This is a genomic window from Citrobacter sp. TBCS-15 (genome assembly GCF_005280815.1).
Lineage (GTDB): Bacteria > Pseudomonadota > Gammaproteobacteria > Enterobacterales > Enterobacteriaceae > Citrobacter > Citrobacter werkmanii.
Map to the genome: position 1 here is coordinate 24319 of NZ_SZWK01000102.1, position 16441 is coordinate 40759.

General features: G+C 50.4%; 17 protein-coding genes. 8 read left to right on the top strand and 9 right to left on the bottom strand.

What is annotated here, in order from left to right; all coding sequences use genetic code 11:
- Positions 1–31: 31 nt before the first annotated feature.
- The gene (locus tag FDW96_RS06815) at positions 32–763 is read right to left on the bottom strand and encodes a MerR family transcriptional regulator (RefSeq protein WP_042307920.1); all 732 of its coding nucleotides are present in this window, start codon (positions 761–763) and stop codon (positions 32–34) included.
- 220 nt (positions 764–983) lie between these two features.
- Entirely contained in the window at positions 984–2195 is a 1212-nt protein-coding gene (locus tag FDW96_RS06820) for a diguanylate phosphodiesterase (protein WP_137365408.1), read from the bottom strand.
- A gap of 311 nt (positions 2196–2506) precedes the next feature.
- Here FDW96_RS06820 and ycgZ point away from each other — a divergent pair, with 311 nt between their 5' ends.
- The 5 genes from ycgZ (at position 2507) to FDW96_RS06845 (ending at position 4280) form a co-directional block, all read left to right on the top strand.
- The gene (ycgZ, locus tag FDW96_RS06825) at positions 2507–2743 is read left to right on the top strand and encodes a regulatory protein YcgZ (protein WP_042307924.1); all 237 of its coding nucleotides are present in this window, start codon (positions 2507–2509) and stop codon (positions 2741–2743) included.
- 45 nt (positions 2744–2788) lie between these two features.
- On the top strand, positions 2789–3061 hold the full coding sequence (locus tag FDW96_RS06830; protein WP_042307926.1) for a hypothetical protein: 273 nt from the start codon (positions 2789–2791) through the stop codon (positions 3059–3061).
- Between the two features lie 34 nt (positions 3062–3095).
- On the top strand, positions 3096–3362 hold the full coding sequence (locus FDW96_RS06835; RefSeq protein ID WP_038641176.1) for a biofilm/acid-resistance regulator YmgB/AriR: 267 nt from the start codon (positions 3096–3098) through the stop codon (positions 3360–3362).
- A 122-nt stretch (positions 3363–3484) separates the two neighbouring features.
- Positions 3485–3778, top strand: a complete 294-nt coding sequence (locus FDW96_RS06840) for a hypothetical protein (RefSeq protein WP_137365409.1) — start codon at positions 3485–3487, stop codon at positions 3776–3778.
- The gene (locus FDW96_RS06845; RefSeq protein WP_227255169.1) at positions 3732–4280 is read left to right on the top strand and encodes a LuxR C-terminal-related transcriptional regulator; all 549 of its coding nucleotides are present in this window, start codon (positions 3732–3734) and stop codon (positions 4278–4280) included. The genes FDW96_RS06840 and FDW96_RS06845 overlap by 47 nt, the downstream gene beginning before the upstream one ends.
- 90 nt (positions 4281–4370) lie before the next feature.
- Here the strand turns inward: FDW96_RS06845 and ychF are convergent, their stop codons facing one another.
- Together ychF and pth are read right to left on the bottom strand one after the other, a co-directional pair.
- Positions 4371–5465, bottom strand: a complete 1095-nt coding sequence (gene ychF / locus FDW96_RS06850) for a redox-regulated ATPase YchF (RefSeq protein ID WP_137365410.1) — start codon at positions 5463–5465, stop codon at positions 4371–4373.
- Positions 5466–5580: 115 nt separating this feature from the next.
- Positions 5581–6165, bottom strand: a complete 585-nt coding sequence (gene pth / locus FDW96_RS06855) for an aminoacyl-tRNA hydrolase (protein WP_016153302.1) — start codon at positions 6163–6165, stop codon at positions 5581–5583.
- Between the two features lie 274 nt (positions 6166–6439).
- On the opposite strand from pth, the gene ychH reads away from it, so the two are divergent.
- Complete coding sequence (gene ychH / locus FDW96_RS06860) at positions 6440–6721, top strand: stress-induced protein YchH (protein ID WP_003833480.1); 282 nt, start codon at positions 6440–6442, stop codon at positions 6719–6721.
- Positions 6722–6844: 123 nt separating this feature from the next.
- Here the strand turns inward: ychH and lysC are convergent, their stop codons facing one another.
- Positions 6845–8206, bottom strand: coding sequence for a lysine-sensitive aspartokinase 3 (gene lysC / locus FDW96_RS06865; RefSeq protein ID WP_137365411.1), 1362 nt, complete (start codon positions 8204–8206; stop codon positions 6845–6847).
- 608 nt (positions 8207–8814) lie between these two features.
- Here lysC and FDW96_RS06870 point away from each other — a divergent pair.
- Complete coding sequence (locus FDW96_RS06870) at positions 8815–10200, top strand: diaminobutyrate--2-oxoglutarate transaminase (protein WP_042307938.1); 1386 nt, start codon at positions 8815–8817, stop codon at positions 10198–10200.
- A 15-nt stretch (positions 10201–10215) separates the two neighbouring features.
- Complete coding sequence (locus tag FDW96_RS06875; RefSeq protein ID WP_137365412.1) at positions 10216–11679, top strand: aspartate aminotransferase family protein; 1464 nt, start codon at positions 10216–10218, stop codon at positions 11677–11679.
- A gap of 100 nt (positions 11680–11779) precedes the next feature.
- On the opposite strand, the gene dauA is transcribed toward FDW96_RS06875, so the two are convergent.
- The 4 genes from dauA to lolB all read right to left on the bottom strand — a co-directional run bounded on the left by dauA (position 11780) and on the right by lolB (position 16271).
- Positions 11780–13462, bottom strand: coding sequence for a C4-dicarboxylic acid transporter DauA (dauA, locus tag FDW96_RS06880; protein WP_079223829.1), 1683 nt, complete (start codon positions 13460–13462; stop codon positions 11780–11782).
- A gap of 124 nt (positions 13463–13586) precedes the next feature.
- Positions 13587–14534, bottom strand: coding sequence for a ribose-phosphate diphosphokinase (prs, locus tag FDW96_RS06885; protein ID WP_001518537.1), 948 nt, complete (start codon positions 14532–14534; stop codon positions 13587–13589).
- A 265-nt stretch (positions 14535–14799) separates the two neighbouring features.
- On the bottom strand, positions 14800–15651 hold the full coding sequence (gene ispE, locus FDW96_RS06890; protein WP_061381218.1) for a 4-(cytidine 5'-diphospho)-2-C-methyl-D-erythritol kinase: 852 nt from the start codon (positions 15649–15651) through the stop codon (positions 14800–14802).
- Positions 15648–16271: a lipoprotein insertase outer membrane protein LolB gene (gene lolB, locus FDW96_RS06895; protein ID WP_003020792.1), complete on the bottom strand. Its 624-nt coding sequence runs from the start codon at positions 16269–16271 to the stop codon at positions 15648–15650. The genes ispE and lolB overlap by 4 nt, the downstream gene beginning before the upstream one ends.
- Between the last annotated feature and the right edge of the window lie 170 nt (positions 16272–16441).

The window sequence follows — 16441 nt, forward strand, 5'->3', positions numbered from 1 at the left end:
CTTTATTGCGTCGAGCTGGGCGTCTGTCGGGTCAAGGCCCGTGGAAAATGACTTTGTATCCTTGCTCATTCCAGTGTTGCAGCAGTTCATTTTGTCTTCTGGTTGGCGTCGTACCGGTCCAGACAAAAAGTGTTTGTCCGGGGAATAGCTCAGGACGTGGTGTTTCAATAGGTTCTGCAAGAATGGCGATATGCCACCCGGATTGCGATAAGCGCCAGGCTTCCAGCCATAAACGGGTTCTGTCTTCAACATCCCAGGCCATCAGAATGGCATCTTTCCCTGACTTGCGACGCGTTTCTGACAGGAGTACCGCAACATATTCGATCAGCGCGCCGTCAAGCATACTGTTCATTATGCGAGAGGTATTATGATCAAGTATGAGTCGCTGGCGTACAGGAAGATAGACTCGGTCAATCAACGCATCTACCGGATACGCGCGGCCAAGAGAGAGCATTTTGGCCCGCAGTTTCGGCGGATGCGCCATCCGCAGAATGCTCATCATCTCTTCCTGCAGCTGATTCCAGTCATCGTCAGTTTCACGGGTACTGGTTTCCAGTAATGCTTTAACTTTCCCAACAGGCGTACCATTGCTAATCCAACGTTTGATTTCTTCAATACGTTGAATATCCTCTTCATCAAAGAGTCGGTGGCCGCCTTCACTTCGTTGAGGTTTGAGTAAACCGTAGCGTCGTTGCCATGCCCGAAGGGTCACAGGATTTATCCCGCAACGCTCTGCGACGTCGCCAATGCTGTAATAAGCCATAGTTCCCCCAACACGCCTGATTCTCCGTCACCGATATGCGGTTCCTGTCACTTTGTACAACATGCATCAAATTGTACAAAACATACAGAGCATTCTAGCAAAATTAAGATTTACTTTACTATCACGCGTGAGAATCTTACTGCATTCAACATCAAATAGCGGAGCGGGGTAACAAAAATTTTTCATAATGTCATTAAGTTACAGCTTACCCTAAGCGAGTTTATTTTTTCTCAGGCCATGCTACTGAAGGGGTACCATTCAGCAAGGCTGCTGCAAATAAGTTACCCTGGAAAAGCTCGATCCCGGCGGATTCAAGCCACATCCATTCTTCGGGTTTTTCAATGCCAACGGCGGAAAGTTGAATCTCAAGTGAAGTACAGCATTTAATGATCGCCTGAATGATAGCTTGCCTCGGGCCACTTTTATGGACATCAGCAATGAGTTCACGGCTTATCTTTATTCTGTCCGGCTGGAAACGAGACAGGAGCAATAGCCCGGCATAACCCGCGCCGAAATGATCAACTGCCACACAAATCCCCGATGCTTTAAGTGATTTTACCGCCTGTGCAAAAGCATCAAAGCGTGAGATGACTTCGCTCTCGGTAAATTCCACGATGATTTGTTCAGGGACCAGCCCATTTGCGGCTATTTCATGAATCAGAAAGTTAACAGCGTCGGGTCTGTTCACCAGCGTCATGGGTAACAGGTTGACTGACAACATTTTTTCACCAAGGTTCAGCGCGCTGGCCATGGCAAATGCCGTCTTTTTACTTTCCAGATCCGCTGTGTACAGCTCTTCCGTGCTTAATTTGTCAAAGTACGCTGCCGGAGTTTCCCCATCTTTACCACGAATCAGCGCTTCCAGAGCGATAACGCGTTGTGAGAGAGGATCGATAATTGGTTGAAAGGCAAAGGTGTAGTCGGTATTTGACGCAAGCTCTGCTTTATTAAGGGTGGTACCACTATTATCAGTAATAAAATCCCAGAAATTGGCAGCAGGGATTTCGAAATAAGTCGATTTTTCTGTCGCCAGTACGAATGTCCGGAAAAACTGCAATGCCCGGTCATCATACGTGAGCTGGAATTTTGACGTTCCCTGATTCAGTACAGCTTGTAAGACCTCAGCCCGTTCATGTTTTTGTAAATCAAATAACTCCATCCCGACCTTCCCGAACCGGCGCGCTGGGGCATAATCGCACATCAGTTCGACAATATTGTAGTGCCGTGGGTCGTTACAGATACAACGATAAATCTCCTTCACCTGCTCCTCTGGGCCTTCAAGTAGTTGGAAAAAATGCCGACCGTTAAAGAGCAAGATCCCCGTAACATCAGATCGCCTGTTTTTCAGATTTGCGGCCACCACCATATCCTCAATCGCATAGAGGGGGGCGTCATCACGTAGATGGCTACGGTAAATAATGGTCGTGAGCATGGAAAGTCCGGGATTAAGGGATGAGGTGAGGACAGTATCAGACAAACGCGGTTATGTCCTGATTTTCAATACATTATTTTAACTGTAATTTCACATAATAAGGTTCAACAAAAATCGTAATTGCCCTGGTTCATAGAGGTTGTACAATGAGTGGAGATATCTTGCTTTCCCTCTTCCTTGTAACATATTGATAAATAAAATATAGCACTTTATGTTAAAATTTGACTTATCTCAATGTACACATTTTTGGTACAACTTTGCTACTGTTATAAAACTTAATACTCACCAGCATTTTGTTACAGGAGCAACATATGCAGCAGCACAGAGTTCTCACTGATTCAGCACACGCAATCTCTCGTTACTTTGCAAAAGCGCATCTTCCTACACAGCAGGAAACATTGGGAGAGATCGTCACTGAGATATTGAAAGATGGACGTAACCTGAGCCGAAAGTCACTCTGTGCCAAGCTTTTGAACCGTCTTGAAAAAGCATCTGGTGAGGACGAACAGAAGCATTACAATGCCCTAATCGGCCTGCTCTTCGAATAAAGGGACACCCTAAAACATATAAATGGGGAAAGTAGTGAAGTAGTTATGAAGAAAACTGACCATGAACGCTTGAAACACGAAATTACAGGTTTAGCTGTTATACAGATTTTGCGCATGAACACGGCAATATCACTACCCGCATTGATTAAGCAATTACGTCTTATGAAGGTGAGTGAAGCGGATGCCGGGCGTAGACATCTTATTGACAGCATAATTCATGATTTCACAGATTCTAATCCGGCAAGGATGAACCCCAAACCGGAAAGAACTGGTGATGAGAGTGTATTCAGTGGCAGTAAAAAGCCTAAATTACATTAGAGACCATTTTTCATACTATACAAGCGAGGTGACTATGCTTCAGGAAATGAATGTTCACAGAGCAATAGCAGATAAGGCTTTGTCGAGTTACTTCCGTAATGCCGGTGAGCTATTAGCAGATGAATCCGTTGTATTGGGACAGGCAGTAACAAATGTGATTTTAGCTGGTGATAATGTTAATAATAAAAATATCATTTTAAGCCTGATCGCTTCACTGGAATCGACAACCGATGTTGTTCAGGCTGATATCATCAGAAAAACATTGGAAATAGTTTTGCGCTATACCGCTGACGACGTCTAATAAAGTTATTTTATAATCATGAAGCTCCGGCATCCATAGTATGTGCTGAGTATTTGTATACTTTAAATTAAGACTACACATAGCATCTTCTCATTCTTAGACTGCATTATTATGGGCTTGATATGATTAATTCAATTCCGGAAAATTATATTTTCCAGTGTGCTTTATATAAGAATTTAGAGCGCAATGTGATGTTGAAAATGGGTTATGTCAGTGATGACATTCTTGTTCAGGCACTTAGTGTACAGCTGAAGAATGAGAAGAATGCTATATTAACCGATCTCTATATGCAGATTATGCGTCACCTTCAACCAGGTATTCGTTCTGAACCCCGTCAGATTAATTGTGATTTTTTAGAGGTCATAAATAATGAATACAGTTCAAGAACACGCCAGACATGCAGAATTGTGGATTGATGATGTCTATATCAGACAAGGCCTGGAGATTATTCTCGCTGATATAGAATATAAAGATAAGAACGTGCGTCTTGTTTTCTTTACGATTAACTACTTCAACACTGTCAAAAAGCAAAACTATGATCTCAGGACGCATCGGCTGGTGCTTCTGATTGATGGTCATCTGTATCAGTATCTCAATGAACTTTCGTTCTACAGGCTTCCTGTAGACAGTGGCGTAGCCTCAATCAAAAAATTTATCGCTGAAATTATCAGCATTGATACTGAACACGACCAGCAATCTGAAATAAATATCGTCCTGACTGAACGGGATAAATTTATCTTAACGCAATTAGGGGAAGGGCGGACTATTTCTGAAATTTCTGGCTTGCTTAACCTGCACTTAAAAACGATTTACCTGAGCAGGCAAAATCTGATCAAGAAACTTGGCTGTTCGGGGTTGATTGATTTTCAGGGAATACTGCAAACCCCAATATTCAGGAACTGGCTGAAACATGCCTGAGTAAATCACAGGATGTGAACTCTAAAAAATCCATAAAATGAAAAATCCACGCCGTGGCGTGGATTTTGGAATTACAGAGTTAAACGTGAATTAGACGTTGAACAGGAAGTTCATCACATCGCCATCTTTCACGATGTAATCTTTCCCTTCCGCACGCATCTTACCGGCTTCTTTCGCGCCTTGCTCACCTTTGTAGGTGATGAAGTCTTCAAATGCGATAGTCTGTGCACGGATGAATCCTTTCTCGAAATCGGTGTGGATTTTACCTGCCGCCTGCGGAGCGGTAGCGCCGACAGGGATGGTCCATGCACGTACTTCTTTCACGCCCGCGGTGAAGTAGGTCTGCAGATTCAGCAGCTCATAGCCTGCGCGGATCACGCGGTTCAGCCCCGGCTCTTCAAGACCCAGCTCGGCCATGAACTCTTCACGGTCGGCGTCATCCAGCTCAGCGATGTCGGCTTCAACGGCGGCGCAAACAGCTACCACCACGGAACCTTCGGCAGCGGCGATTTCACGCACCTTGTCGAGGTACGGGTTGTTTTCAAAACCGTCTTCGTTGACGTTGGCGATATACATGGTCGGCTTCAGCGTCAGGAAGCTCAGGTATTTGATGGCCGCTTTATCTTCGTCAGTCAGATTTTTCAACGTACGCAGCATGCCAGCGTTTTCCAACTGTGGCAGACATTTTTCCAGGGCAGCCAGTTCTGCTTTGGCGTCTTTGTCGCCGCCTTTGGCTTTCTTCTGTACGCGGTGAATAGCGCGTTCACAGGTATCCAGATCGGACAGCGCCAGTTCGGTATTGATAACATCGATATCGTCAGCCGGATCCACTTTGTTATTAACGTGGATGATGTTGTCGTTTTCGAAGCAGCGCACCACGTGGCCGATCGCTTCGGTTTCGCGGATGTTAGTCAGGAACTGGTTACCCAGACCTTCACCTTTGGAGGCGCCTTTTACCAGGCCCGCGATATCAACGAATTCCATCGTGGTCGGCAGGATACGCTGCGGTTTGACGATTTCGGCCAGCTGATCCAGACGCGGATCGGGCATCGGGACAACACCCGTGTTCGGCTCGATAGTACAGAACGGGAAGTTTGCCGCTTCAATACCCGCTTTTGTGAGCGCGTTGAACAGGGTGGATTTGCCTACGTTTGGCAAACCGACGATACCGCATTTGAATCCCATGTTTAAATCACCTTAATCTTTTGATATTCAATCTGTTATAGAAAACAGATTGTAGAAAAGTAAATAACTCTGCCTATTATACACAGCACGCGAGCAAAATGCCGCACATCGCTGCTTATTGCGCTTTAAAGGTATGTAACCGGCTCGTTGCTTTTGTCAGGCCATCTTTGAACAAAATCTCGGTACAACGGGCCGCTTCGTCAATCGCTTCATCAATTAACTTCTGTTCAGAAACAGGTGGTTTGCCTAAAACAAACCCGACAACTTTGTTTTTATCGCCCGGATGACCAATTCCAACGCGTAAACGATGAAAGTTAGGGTTATTGCCTAACTTGCTTATGATGTCCTTCAGGCCATTATGTCCGCCATGACCACCGCCAAGCTTAAATTTGGCAACACCTGGCGGCAGGTCTAGTTCGTCATGTGCAACTAAAATTTCATCGGGATTGATGCGATAAAAACTAGCCATCGCGCCAACGGCCTTGCCGCTCAGATTCATAAATGTGGTCGGCACCAGCAGGCGGACATCTTCGCCTTCTAGCGTAACCCTGGAGGTGTAGCCGAAGAATTTCGGCTCATCGCGCAGGGGAGCGCGTAATCTCTCTGCCAGTAGATCAACATACCATGCGCCGGCGTTGTGCCGCGTTGCCGCATACTCTGCGCCGGGGTTCGCCAGACCGACAATCAATTTAATCGTCACGTGTTTTGTCCTGAGTGTATCTATAAACGACGGGTAGTTTACTGTCTGGCGCTGCGCTTGACAAAAAACAGCATGCTTATCCTCGAAAATCGAATAATTGCGAAACTGGACTATTAGAAATTGAGTGTGTTCAGTAGCTTATTTGTAAAGTTTTGTTGCGCGGGTGTTTGTAATTGTGATCGCTCCCGCACTTGCGAACGGCAGTGTTGTCTATACTTTACACATAAGGATTAGGGGTATTCCCTGTAACAACCCAAAGTTCCGGAGGTGACACATGAAACGCAAAAACGCTTCGTTACTCGGTAACGTGCTCATGGCTTTAGGGTTGGTGGTGATGGTGGGTGGCGTTGGTTACTCTATTTTAAACCAACTGCCGCAATTTAATTTGCCACAGTTTTTCGCGCATGGTGCTGTGCTCAGTATTTTTGTCGGCGGTGTTCTCTGGTTAGCGGGGGCCAGAGTCGGCGGGCACGAACAAATCAGTGACCGTTACTGGTGGGTACGTCATTATGACAAACGCTGCCGTCGCGGTGATACCAATCATCGTCACAACTAAATAGTCTCTCCGCTGCGAGTGCCACTCTTTGCAGACAGAGTCCTGGTTGAAAACCAGTCCTCTGCCTGTTCATGCATATCCCGGATAAAATGCACTCATCATCGCTGCGCAATTGAAGAGGCGTTATTCGAATAATCGATAATGTAACGTCTTAACCACGCTATCCGCCGCGTCAGCCGGTAACAGAATGCACAGGTTATCGTTTGATGCGCCGTGGCAAATCATGCGAACCGTATGCTCTTCGAGCCAGGCAAAAACGTCTTTGCACACCCCCGCAGCCTGGGTCAGTTTATTGCCCACCAAAGTGACTAATGCCAGTCCGGTTTCCACTTCCACCCGACAGTGGGAGGACAATGCGGTAAACAATGCCGTGGTTAGTATATGGTCCTCACCCGATGTCGCATGAGTGGCGTCCAGCGCCAGCGCAATACAATTTTCTGATGTCGTGACCAAATCCACAGCCACCGCATGGTGGGATAAAATAGCAAATACCTGCGCCAGAAAAGCACAGGGCGGTTGTGTCTGCAGACTGTGTAATCGCAATAGCGTCTGTTTACGGCGCACGGTGAGCGCCCGATAACGCGGTGGATTATCGGTGGTGTTGTGCACCAGCGTACCACCGGCGGCCGTATCTTTACTTGAGCCAACAAAGACCGGAATGCTTTTCCGCATTGCCGGGAGCAGTGTAGCCGGGTGAAGAACCTTCGCACCGTAGGCGGCCATATCGCTGGCCTCGGAAAATGAGATATGGTCGATCCGTTTGGCCCGTGGCGCAATGCGCGGATCTGTGGTGTAGATCCCGGCAACGTCGGTCCAGATGTCCACGCGTGCGGCGTGCAGTGCTTCACCAAGTAGCGTGGCGGTGTAATCACTCCCGCCGCGTCCCAGCGTCGTGGTATGTCCGCCTGCATCGCGACCAATAAATCCCTGGGTAACCATAATAGCCTGCTCAAGACGCGGGCGCAGATGAGTCTCCACCTGGTGGTGCAGGGTGCTGAGATCCGGTTCAGCGCAGCCGTAGTTCGAGTTGGTACGCATCACGCTGCGGGCGTCAAACCACCCGGCTTCGGCGTGTCGTTCACGTAATACTTCAGTAAACAGCAAAGAGGACATCAGTTCGCCGTGGCTGACTAACTCATCGCTTAGCGCATCGGATGGTGAAACCGTCGCCGTTTCTGCAAGGTGGCGTATATTGTTGAGAAGATTATCGATTTCCGTGCTGATAACGGACGGCTGCTTCAGGCGGGAAATAATGTTGTATTGGATGGCGCGTAACGTCTCAAGCTTATCTAATCGTTGATGCGTTTCCAGACCTTCAGAAAGCTCGACCAGTAAGTTTGTCACGCCTGCTGAAGCAGACAGAACGACTAAACGGACATCTTGATCAGCAAGAACAATGCTGGCGCTGCGGTTCATCGCATCAAAATCAGCGACGCTGGTGCCGCCAAATTTGGCAACGACGGATGGTGGATAAATGCGAGTCATAACAATCTCATATCAGGGCGCCATAAAAGTATGGCTAGAAAATTTTCATTCTCGGCATAAGGGAACGACGTTCGCCTTACGAAATGTCCGCCCGCGAACATTTCTGCTGACAACCCAGGGAATACCTGTTGTCGATAACGCGTGTCGCCTGTACGCGTTACCGGGTGCTGCGCATTAATTTTATCTACATAGCCTGTAAATAAGCGCGCCATACTAAGTGATTTATATTTACGGATCGACTTTTTTATTCGATTTAACGAAAAATAAGTGAAAAATCATGTCGTAGTGAATAAATGCGTACATTATTAATGGTAAAAACATGTAAAAAAATAATAAAAACATGAAAACCTCATGGTTTTTATAACATCGTCTACATTGCGGTTGGCAACAATTTTGTAAAATAAATAGCTATATTTGTTTATGATTTCGTAATGCTGGATGTGCTTTATTCTTTGAAATTTAAGGTAAAAATGCTCATTTAAGTTGGCGGAAAATAAATGATTGAGTCCCACGCTAAAACAACATATATTAGCCGCGCTTTTTTACAGGTAATCCTTATAACCATTTATTCAATCAGGCGTTAATCTACACCTGGTTGTAGGAGTGATATGATGACGGATAAAGTCCGTATTGATACTTTAAGTGCTAATTCATTACCGCAGAGCAATGATACCTTTTTAGCAAGACAGGCTGAGTTTGAATCTAATGTCCGCAGCTATCCACGTAAACTGCCATTAGCGATTGCCAAAGCGCAGGGCGTCTGGATTACTGACGTAGAAAATAATCAATATCTTGATTGTCTTGCAGGTGCCGGTACCCTGGCGCTCGGTCACAATCATCCTGAAGTGCTCCAGAGCATTCAAAGTGTCATCACAAGCGGCTTACCGTTACATACGCTTGATCTTACCACGCCGTTAAAAGATGAATTTTCATCTTATTTACTGTCTTTATTGCCGGGCCAGGGCAAAGAGTATTGCCTGCAGTTCACCGGGCCGTCTGGCGCAGATGCCGTTGAAGCGGCGCTGAAGCTGGCGAAGAAAGTGACCGGCCGTTCCAGCATTATCAGCTTCTCCGGCGGCTACCATGGGATGACCCACGGCGCGCTGTCCGTGACTGGCAACCTGTCGCCGAAAGAAGCCGTCAGCAACATGATGGCGGAAGTGCAGTTTATGCCGTATCCTCATCAGTACCGTTGCCCGCTGGGTATTGGCGGTGAAGCTGGCGTGAAAGCATTAACTTACTACTTCGAAAACCTGATCAACGACGTTGAAAGCGGCGTGCGTAAACCGGCTGCGGTGATCCTCGAAGCCGTGCAGGGCGAGGGCGGCGTAAACCCGGCGCCGGTCGAATGGTTACAGCGTATTCGTAAAGTGACTCAGGAACACGGCATTCTGCTGATCATCGATGAAGTTCAGGCTGGCTTCGCGCGTACCGGTAAGCTGTTCGCCTTCGAACACGCCGGTATTGAGCCAGACATCATCGTGATGTCCAAAGCGGTTGGCGGCGGTCTGCCGCTGGCGGTACTGGGCATTAAAAAGCAGTTCGATGCGTGGGCTCCGGGCCACCATACCGGTACCTTCCGCGGCAACCAGCTGGCGATGGCCACCGGTCTGACAACACTGAAAATCCTCAAAGACGACAAGATTGCCGATAAAGTTGCCGCTCAGGGCGAGTGGCTGAAAGGCAAACTGACCGACCTGCAGAAACGCTATCCGGTGATTGGCCAGGTACGCGGTCTGGGTCTGATGATCGGTATTGAAATTGTTAAGCCGAACGAAGCGCAGGATCACATGGGCTGCTACCCGGCCGATGGCGAACTGTCCGCGCTGCTGCAGAAAAAATGCTTCGAAAACGGGCTGATTCTGGAGCGTGGCGGCCGTAACGGTTGTGTACTGCGCCTGCTGCCGTCTCTGCTGATCACTAACGCTGAGCTGGAAGTGTTCCTCGATAAATTCGAAAACGCCCTGTTGGGCGCTGGCGTAAAGCCGGTTTAAACGGAGTTGGATCGAATGTCAGACGTAAACCCGATTCTGTCCGGCTCGGCGCAGAGTATTGCCGCCTATCAGGACGCTATCGAGCAGAGTACGAAAGCGGTCGTTGAATGGTTGCAACAGCCTGAGATGTATCAGGGCAAAACCGTTGAACAGCTGCGCGAACGTATCAACCTGAACTTTACGTCTCAGGGCCTGGGCAACCAGGCCGCTATTGAGCGTGCGGTTGAATACTTTCTCAAAGACAGCCTGTTGGTTCACCATGCGCAGTGCGTGGCGCACCTGCACTGCCCGAGCCTGGTGATTAGCCAGGCGGCGGAAGTGCTGATCAACGCCACCAACCAGAGCATGGACTCCTGGGACCAGAGCCCATCCGCGACCATCATTGAGATCAAACTGATCGAATGGCTGCGTGAGCAGGTAGGTTATGCGGCGGGCGACGCGGGCGTGTTCACCAGCGGCGGCACCCAGAGTAACCTGATGGGGCTGATGCTGGCGCGCGACGCGTTCTTTGCTCGCCAGGGACACTCCATTCAGCAGAATGGTCTGACCGGCGACCTGAGCAAAATCAAAGTGTTCTGCTCTGAAAGCGCACACTTCTCCGTGCAGAAAAACATGGCGCTGATGGGACTGGGTTACCGTTCCGTCACTCAGGTGAAGACCGATGCGTTCTCACGCATGGACCTGGCTGACCTGAAAGCCAAGTTGGCCCAGGCGCAAGCCAACGGCGAGCAGGTGATGGCGATTGTCGCCACGGCCGGCACCACCGACGCAGGCGCTATCGATCCGTTAGCGGATATTGCGGCGCTGGCGGCAGAGCACCAGATCTGGATGCACGTGGATGCGGCATGGGGCGGGGCGTTACTGCTGTCTGAGAAGTATCGTCACTTCCTGAACGGCCTTGAGCTAGCGGATTCCGTTACCCTGGACTTCCACAAGCAGTTCTTCCAGACCATCAGCTGCGGCGCGTTCCTGTTAAAAGACGCGCGTCACTATGAGCTGATGCGCTATCAGGCGGCGTACCTGAACTCTGATTTCGATGAAGAACACGGCGTACCGAACCTGGTATCGAAGTCGCTGCAGACCACGCGTCGTTTTGACGCACTGAAGCTGTGGATGGGCCTCGAAGCGCTGGGCAAAAAGCAGTATGCCGAAATCATTGATAACGGCGTGACGCTGGCGCGCGATGTGGTTGAGTTTGTGAAAACGCAGCCGCATCTGGAACTGGTGATGGAGCCGCAGCTGGCAAGCGTGCTGTTCCGCTTCCGTCCGCAAAGCGATGACATTGCGTTCATTGCGCTGCTCAACCAGCGTATTGGCGACGTGCTGCTGGCTTCCGGTAGCGCCAACGTCGGCGTCACCGAAGCTGATGGCGTCACCTGCCTGAAGCTGACGCTGCTGAATCCAACGGTGTGCCTGGAGGATGTGAAAGTCCTGCTGGCGAGCGTGAAGGCGACGGCTGAGCAACTGCTGAAAGCGTAAGCAATAAATAAGCTTGATATAAAAATGGCTCCCACTCACGGGAGCCATTTTTTTGCCTGTCATGTGTAGCCCGGGGCGCTTCGCCGGGTCGGGCTGGGCGTCAGCTGATGTCCGCCAGTGCGGCGTCTTTATTCGGGAAGAACGTCAGGCGTCCTGGAATAGGCTGAATACCCGCGCGGGCCATAGTACGTAGCGGCTGGAACTCCAGGTTACTGATACGTAATTCGCAACCTTCCGGCAGACGTTTAACAAAGCGCTGGAAGGCATCCAGACCACCGGCATCCAGCACCGGGACTGCGTCCCACTTCAATACCACAATGCGTTTACCCGCAATGCGCGACTCGAGATCGGTAAATAATCCCTCCGCCGCGGCAAAGAACAGCGGGCCGATGACGCGTAGCACCAGAACATCGTCTGCTACATCAACGTTGACCGGCGCCAGCCGCGTCATGCGCGCAATTCGACGCATAAACAGCAGAGAGGCGAGAACGATCCCGACGCTGATGGCGATAACCATGTCGAACAGCACCGTCAGCGACATACACATCAGCATGACGATGATGTCGTCTTTTGGCGCATGACGCAGCAGATCCACCACTTTGTGGGCTTCACTCATGTTCCATGCCACCATCAGCAGAAGGGCGGCCATGGCGGAAAGCGGTAGCCAGGAAAGCAGCGGTGCTAAAACCAATAGCGCCAGGATCACCAGAATCGCGTGGATGACCGCCGAAATGGGTGAGGTTGCCCCGGCGCGGACGTTGGCCGCAGAACGGGCAATTGCCGCCGTGGCGGTGATACCACCAAAGAACGGCGCAACAATGTTACCCAGCCCCTGACCAATCAGCTCGCTGTTGGCTTTATGCTTGGTGCCGGTCATGCCGTCGAGGACGACGGCGCACAGCAGAGATTCAATTGCCCCCAGCATCGCCATTGAGAAGGCTGCCGGTAACAGCGCCTGTAATGAACTCCAGCTCAGGGTAAAGTTTGACTCGGGCATATTCCACGGTAATACCAGCTGCGGCAGCAACTGCGGGATACCGTTACCCTGTGAGCCGTCAGCCAGAATGTAGTGGAACTGGGAACCGATGGTCGCAACGTGTCCACCGGTCAGGTTCACAATCCCCATTACCGCACAGCCTGCCAGCAGTGCAGGAAGGTGGCCCGGTAGTCGGATCCCCAAACGAGGCCAGAAAATCAGGATCCCCAACGTCACCACGCCAATGGCGGCATCGCCGACGTTGATGGTCGGCAAGGCCATAAACAGCGCACCAACTTTTTGCAGGTAGTGCTCCGGTACATGGGCCATTTGCAGGCCAAGAAAATCTTTAATCTGCATGGTACCGATAGTGATACCAATACCCGACGTAAAGCCTAACGTAACCGACACGGGAATATATTCGATCAGGCGACCAAAGCGGGCGAGGCCGAAAAGGATCAGGAATATCCCGGACATGAGCGTGGCAACCAGCAGGCCTGCCAGCCCAAACTGTTGCGAGACCGGATACAGGATTACCACGAAGGCGGCGGTTGGGCCAGAGACGCTAAAGCGCGACCCCCCGGTGAGGGCGATAACAATCCCAGCGACGGCGGAGGTATACAGACCGTACTGCGGCGCAACGCCACTCCCTATTGCCAGGGCCATTGCCAGCGGAATGGCAATGATCCCCACCGTTATCCCGGCGATCAGGTCACGGGTAAAGCGAGAAGCGGTATATTTTTCTTTCCAACAAGCGTCGATGAGGGCGCGGAAAGGCATCACATGTGAGGAAAATAATCTGTTCACAATAATGTTTCATCCATGAGCGCATCATCTGTCAACTAAATGGCAGGTGAAGTAGGCAAAAGTCATACAAATAAGTATTACAGATAAAAAAACCCGCCGCAGCGGGTTTTTGAGCCGGGCTCGATTAATGCTCGAACATAGCAGAGATGGATTCTTCGTTGCTGATACGACGAATCGCTTCGGCCAGCATACCCGACAGGGTCAATGTACGCACGTTTGGCAGCGCTTTGATTTCGTCAGTCAGTGGAATAGTGTCACAGACAACGACTTCATCAATCACTGAGTTGCGCAGGTTGTTTGCCGCATTACCTGAGAAGATCGGGTGGGTTGCGTAAGCAAATACGCGTTTTGCACCACGTTCTTTCAGTGCTTCTGCTGCTTTACACAGCGTACCGCCGGTATCGATCATGTCATCAACCAGTACGCAGTCACGACCTGCAACGTCACCAATGATGTGCATCACCTGAGAAACGTTCGCACGCGGACGACGTTTGTCGATGATAGCCATATCGGTATCGTTCAGCAGTTTAGCGATAGCACGGGCACGCACGACGCCACCGATGTCCGGAGAAACCACGATCGGGTTGTCCAGGTTCAGTTGCAGCATGTCTTCTAACAGGATCGGGCTACCGAATACGTTATCAACCGGTACGTCAAAGAAGCCCTGGATCTGTTCAGCATGCAGGTCAACGGTGAGGACGCGGTCAACGCCAACGCTGGACAGGAAATCAGCGACGACTTTAGCGGTAATCGGTACACGAGCGGAACGTACGCGACGATCCTGACGTGCATAGCCGAAGTAAGGAATAACGGCGGTGATACGGCCTGCGGAAGCACGGCGCAGCGCATCAACCATAACGACCAATTCCATCAGGTTGTCGTTAGTAGGGGCACAAGTGGACTGGATGATGAAAATATCACCACCGCGTACATTTTCATTAATTTGTACGCTGACTTCGCCGTCGCTAAAGCGACCTACAGCGGCGTCGCCGAGTGAAGTGTACAGGCGGTTGGCAATACGTTGTGCTAGTTCCGGGGTGGCGTTACCAGCAAAAAGCTTCATATCAGGCACGAGAAGAACCTCAGGCATGCGTCCATTGGTGGAAAGAATCTGCCGAAAACTGTGCGGGCCAGGCAGTATCCTCTCCATGCGGTGTATTAAAGAGCGCGATGCAACGTCTGGAACAGGGTGACGTTGTCACCGCAACTCAGCTTGCCCGGTTTACTCTTCATCCTTCGGGTTTCATGTGCGTTGGCGTTAATTCCTCACACCAGCACATACTGTTGTATGCGCCAGGTGTTCCGTCATCTCGCCATCTTCCTGAAACCCGAATGATTTAGAGTAACGCTCTATGCAAAGGGGAGAGGTTGACGCCTTTCGCCACAAAGCCTTTGAGCCATTCCGGGGCTTGCTCAAGCACCTGGCGAGCACGAGACTCTGTGTCAAATTCAGCAAAGACACAAGCCCCTGTACCAGTCAGGCGCGACGGCGCGTATTCTAACAGCCAGGAAAGCGCCGCATCAACCTCGCGAAAACGTTTTCTTGCGATAACCTCGCAATCATTGCCGAATTCACATTTTAGTAACGTTTTTATTGACCTTTTTGGCGTGTTACGCGGGAGGTCAGGATCGTTAAAAATGACCGGCGTTGGAATACTGACTCCCGGATGAGCGACCAGATACCATTTTTCAGGTGGATCGACCGGCGTCAGAATTTCTCCCACGCCTTCGGCAAAAGCCGCGTGGCCGCGCACGAACACGGGAACATCCGCCCCCAGCGTCAAGCCGATTGCCGCCAGTTCATCAACCGAAAGCCCACACCGCCAGAGATGATTCAACGCCACCAGAACGGTGGCCGCATTTGACGAACCGCCGCCCAGGCCGCCACCCATCGGCAGACGCTTTTCGATACTGATGTCCGCGCCGCTTCCTGCGGGCAGGCGATCGCTTGTCGACGCTGTCTTCATCAGCAAACGCGCCGCGCGCACGATCAGGTTATCTTCATGCGCAACGCCTTCCACCGGGGTTAGGAGGTGTATTTCGCCATCGTGGCGCAGATTGATGCCAATCTCGTCGCCATAGTCGAGAAACTGGAATAACGTCTGTAGCGTGTGGTAACCGTCCGCACGCTGCCCGGTGATATATAAAAACAGATTCAGTTTTGCCGGAGAGGGCCAATGGCTCATCATTTCACAATCCAGTTATCCATTTTCAGCTTAATACGCTGGGAGCCGTCGGACAGCTCCATATTGGCCGGCATCGCAGGCTGCGTTTTGCTATCGTAGGCGCTATAGACCACTTTCCAGCTTTTACCGTCTTTGCTGTAGTTCACCTCACTCAGACGATATTGGTCATCGAGCTTGTAATCGGTGGCGTCACCTGGCAGACCAAGGATCCACTGGCGCAGACTGTTCAACGGAATAGGCATGCCGGTCAGTTTACCAATCATCTCTTCGGCGTCGTCGGCGGTGTAGTGCTTACCTTTGTTATCGACAAGTTCAACGTTGCCCGGCTGCGCGTTGAGTTCCAGTTCCGTGCTGCCCAGCGGGTTGGTCAGCAGCAGACGATAGCGATCCTGTCCGGTTTGCTGCCAGAAAAAGCGGGCATACACTTTCTGTTGATCGGAGATATAAGCGAACGCACCGCGCGTCTGATATTGGTTCAGGGCGCGTACTTCCTGCTGGTGCTGGCGCCACTGTGGGGAATCGGGGCTTTTGCCGGGACCTTTCGGCGCGTTGAGGGTACAGGCACTAAGAACCAGGGCTGCAAGGGGCAGCAGGCGAATCAGGCGAAAATCAGGCAGGGTCATAATGATGACAAATCCTTGAGATACGTTGCAGTTATAACTCTCAATGCTAGCGCCACCATCTGACATCGTCTACGTTCAAGTTATCTTAAATCGCTTAAATTTGTGCGCTAAGCTATTACTCCAAAAGGGGGCAGTCTCTTTTATTGACCGCACGCATCCTGTATGATGCA

What these genes read in the sequence shown, in the direction of transcription:
- FDW96_RS06815 (WP_042307920.1), bottom strand. Translation starts at nt 763, where the DNA reads ATGGCTTATTACAGCATTGGCGACGTCGCAGAGCGTTGCGGGATAAAT.
- FDW96_RS06820 (WP_137365408.1), bottom strand. Translation starts at nt 2,195, where the DNA reads ATGCTCACGACCATTATTTACCGTAGCCATCTACGTGATGACGCCCCC.
- ycgZ (WP_042307924.1), top strand. Translation starts at nt 2,507, where the DNA reads ATGCAGCAGCACAGAGTTCTCACTGATTCAGCACACGCAATCTCTCGT.
- FDW96_RS06830 (WP_042307926.1), top strand. Translation starts at nt 2,789, where the DNA reads ATGAAGAAAACTGACCATGAACGCTTGAAACACGAAATTACAGGTTTA.
- FDW96_RS06835 (WP_038641176.1), top strand. Translation starts at nt 3,096, where the DNA reads ATGCTTCAGGAAATGAATGTTCACAGAGCAATAGCAGATAAGGCTTTG.
- FDW96_RS06840 (WP_137365409.1), top strand. Translation starts at nt 3,485, where the DNA reads ATGATTAATTCAATTCCGGAAAATTATATTTTCCAGTGTGCTTTATAT.
- FDW96_RS06845 (WP_227255169.1), top strand. Translation starts at nt 3,732, where the DNA reads ATGAATACAGTTCAAGAACACGCCAGACATGCAGAATTGTGGATTGAT.
- ychF (WP_137365410.1), bottom strand. Translation starts at nt 5,465, where the DNA reads ATGGGATTCAAATGCGGTATCGTCGGTTTGCCAAACGTAGGCAAATCC.
- ychH (WP_003833480.1), top strand. Translation starts at nt 6,440, where the DNA reads ATGAAACGCAAAAACGCTTCGTTACTCGGTAACGTGCTCATGGCTTTA.
- lysC (WP_137365411.1), bottom strand. Translation starts at nt 8,206, where the DNA reads ATGACTCGCATTTATCCACCATCCGTCGTTGCCAAATTTGGCGGCACC.
- FDW96_RS06870 (WP_042307938.1), top strand. Translation starts at nt 8,815, where the DNA reads ATGATGACGGATAAAGTCCGTATTGATACTTTAAGTGCTAATTCATTA.
- FDW96_RS06875 (WP_137365412.1), top strand. Translation starts at nt 10,216, where the DNA reads ATGTCAGACGTAAACCCGATTCTGTCCGGCTCGGCGCAGAGTATTGCC.
- ispE (WP_061381218.1), bottom strand. Translation starts at nt 15,651, where the DNA reads ATGATGAGCCATTGGCCCTCTCCGGCAAAACTGAATCTGTTTTTATAT.
- lolB (WP_003020792.1), bottom strand. Translation starts at nt 16,271, where the DNA reads ATGACCCTGCCTGATTTTCGCCTGATTCGCCTGCTGCCCCTTGCAGCC.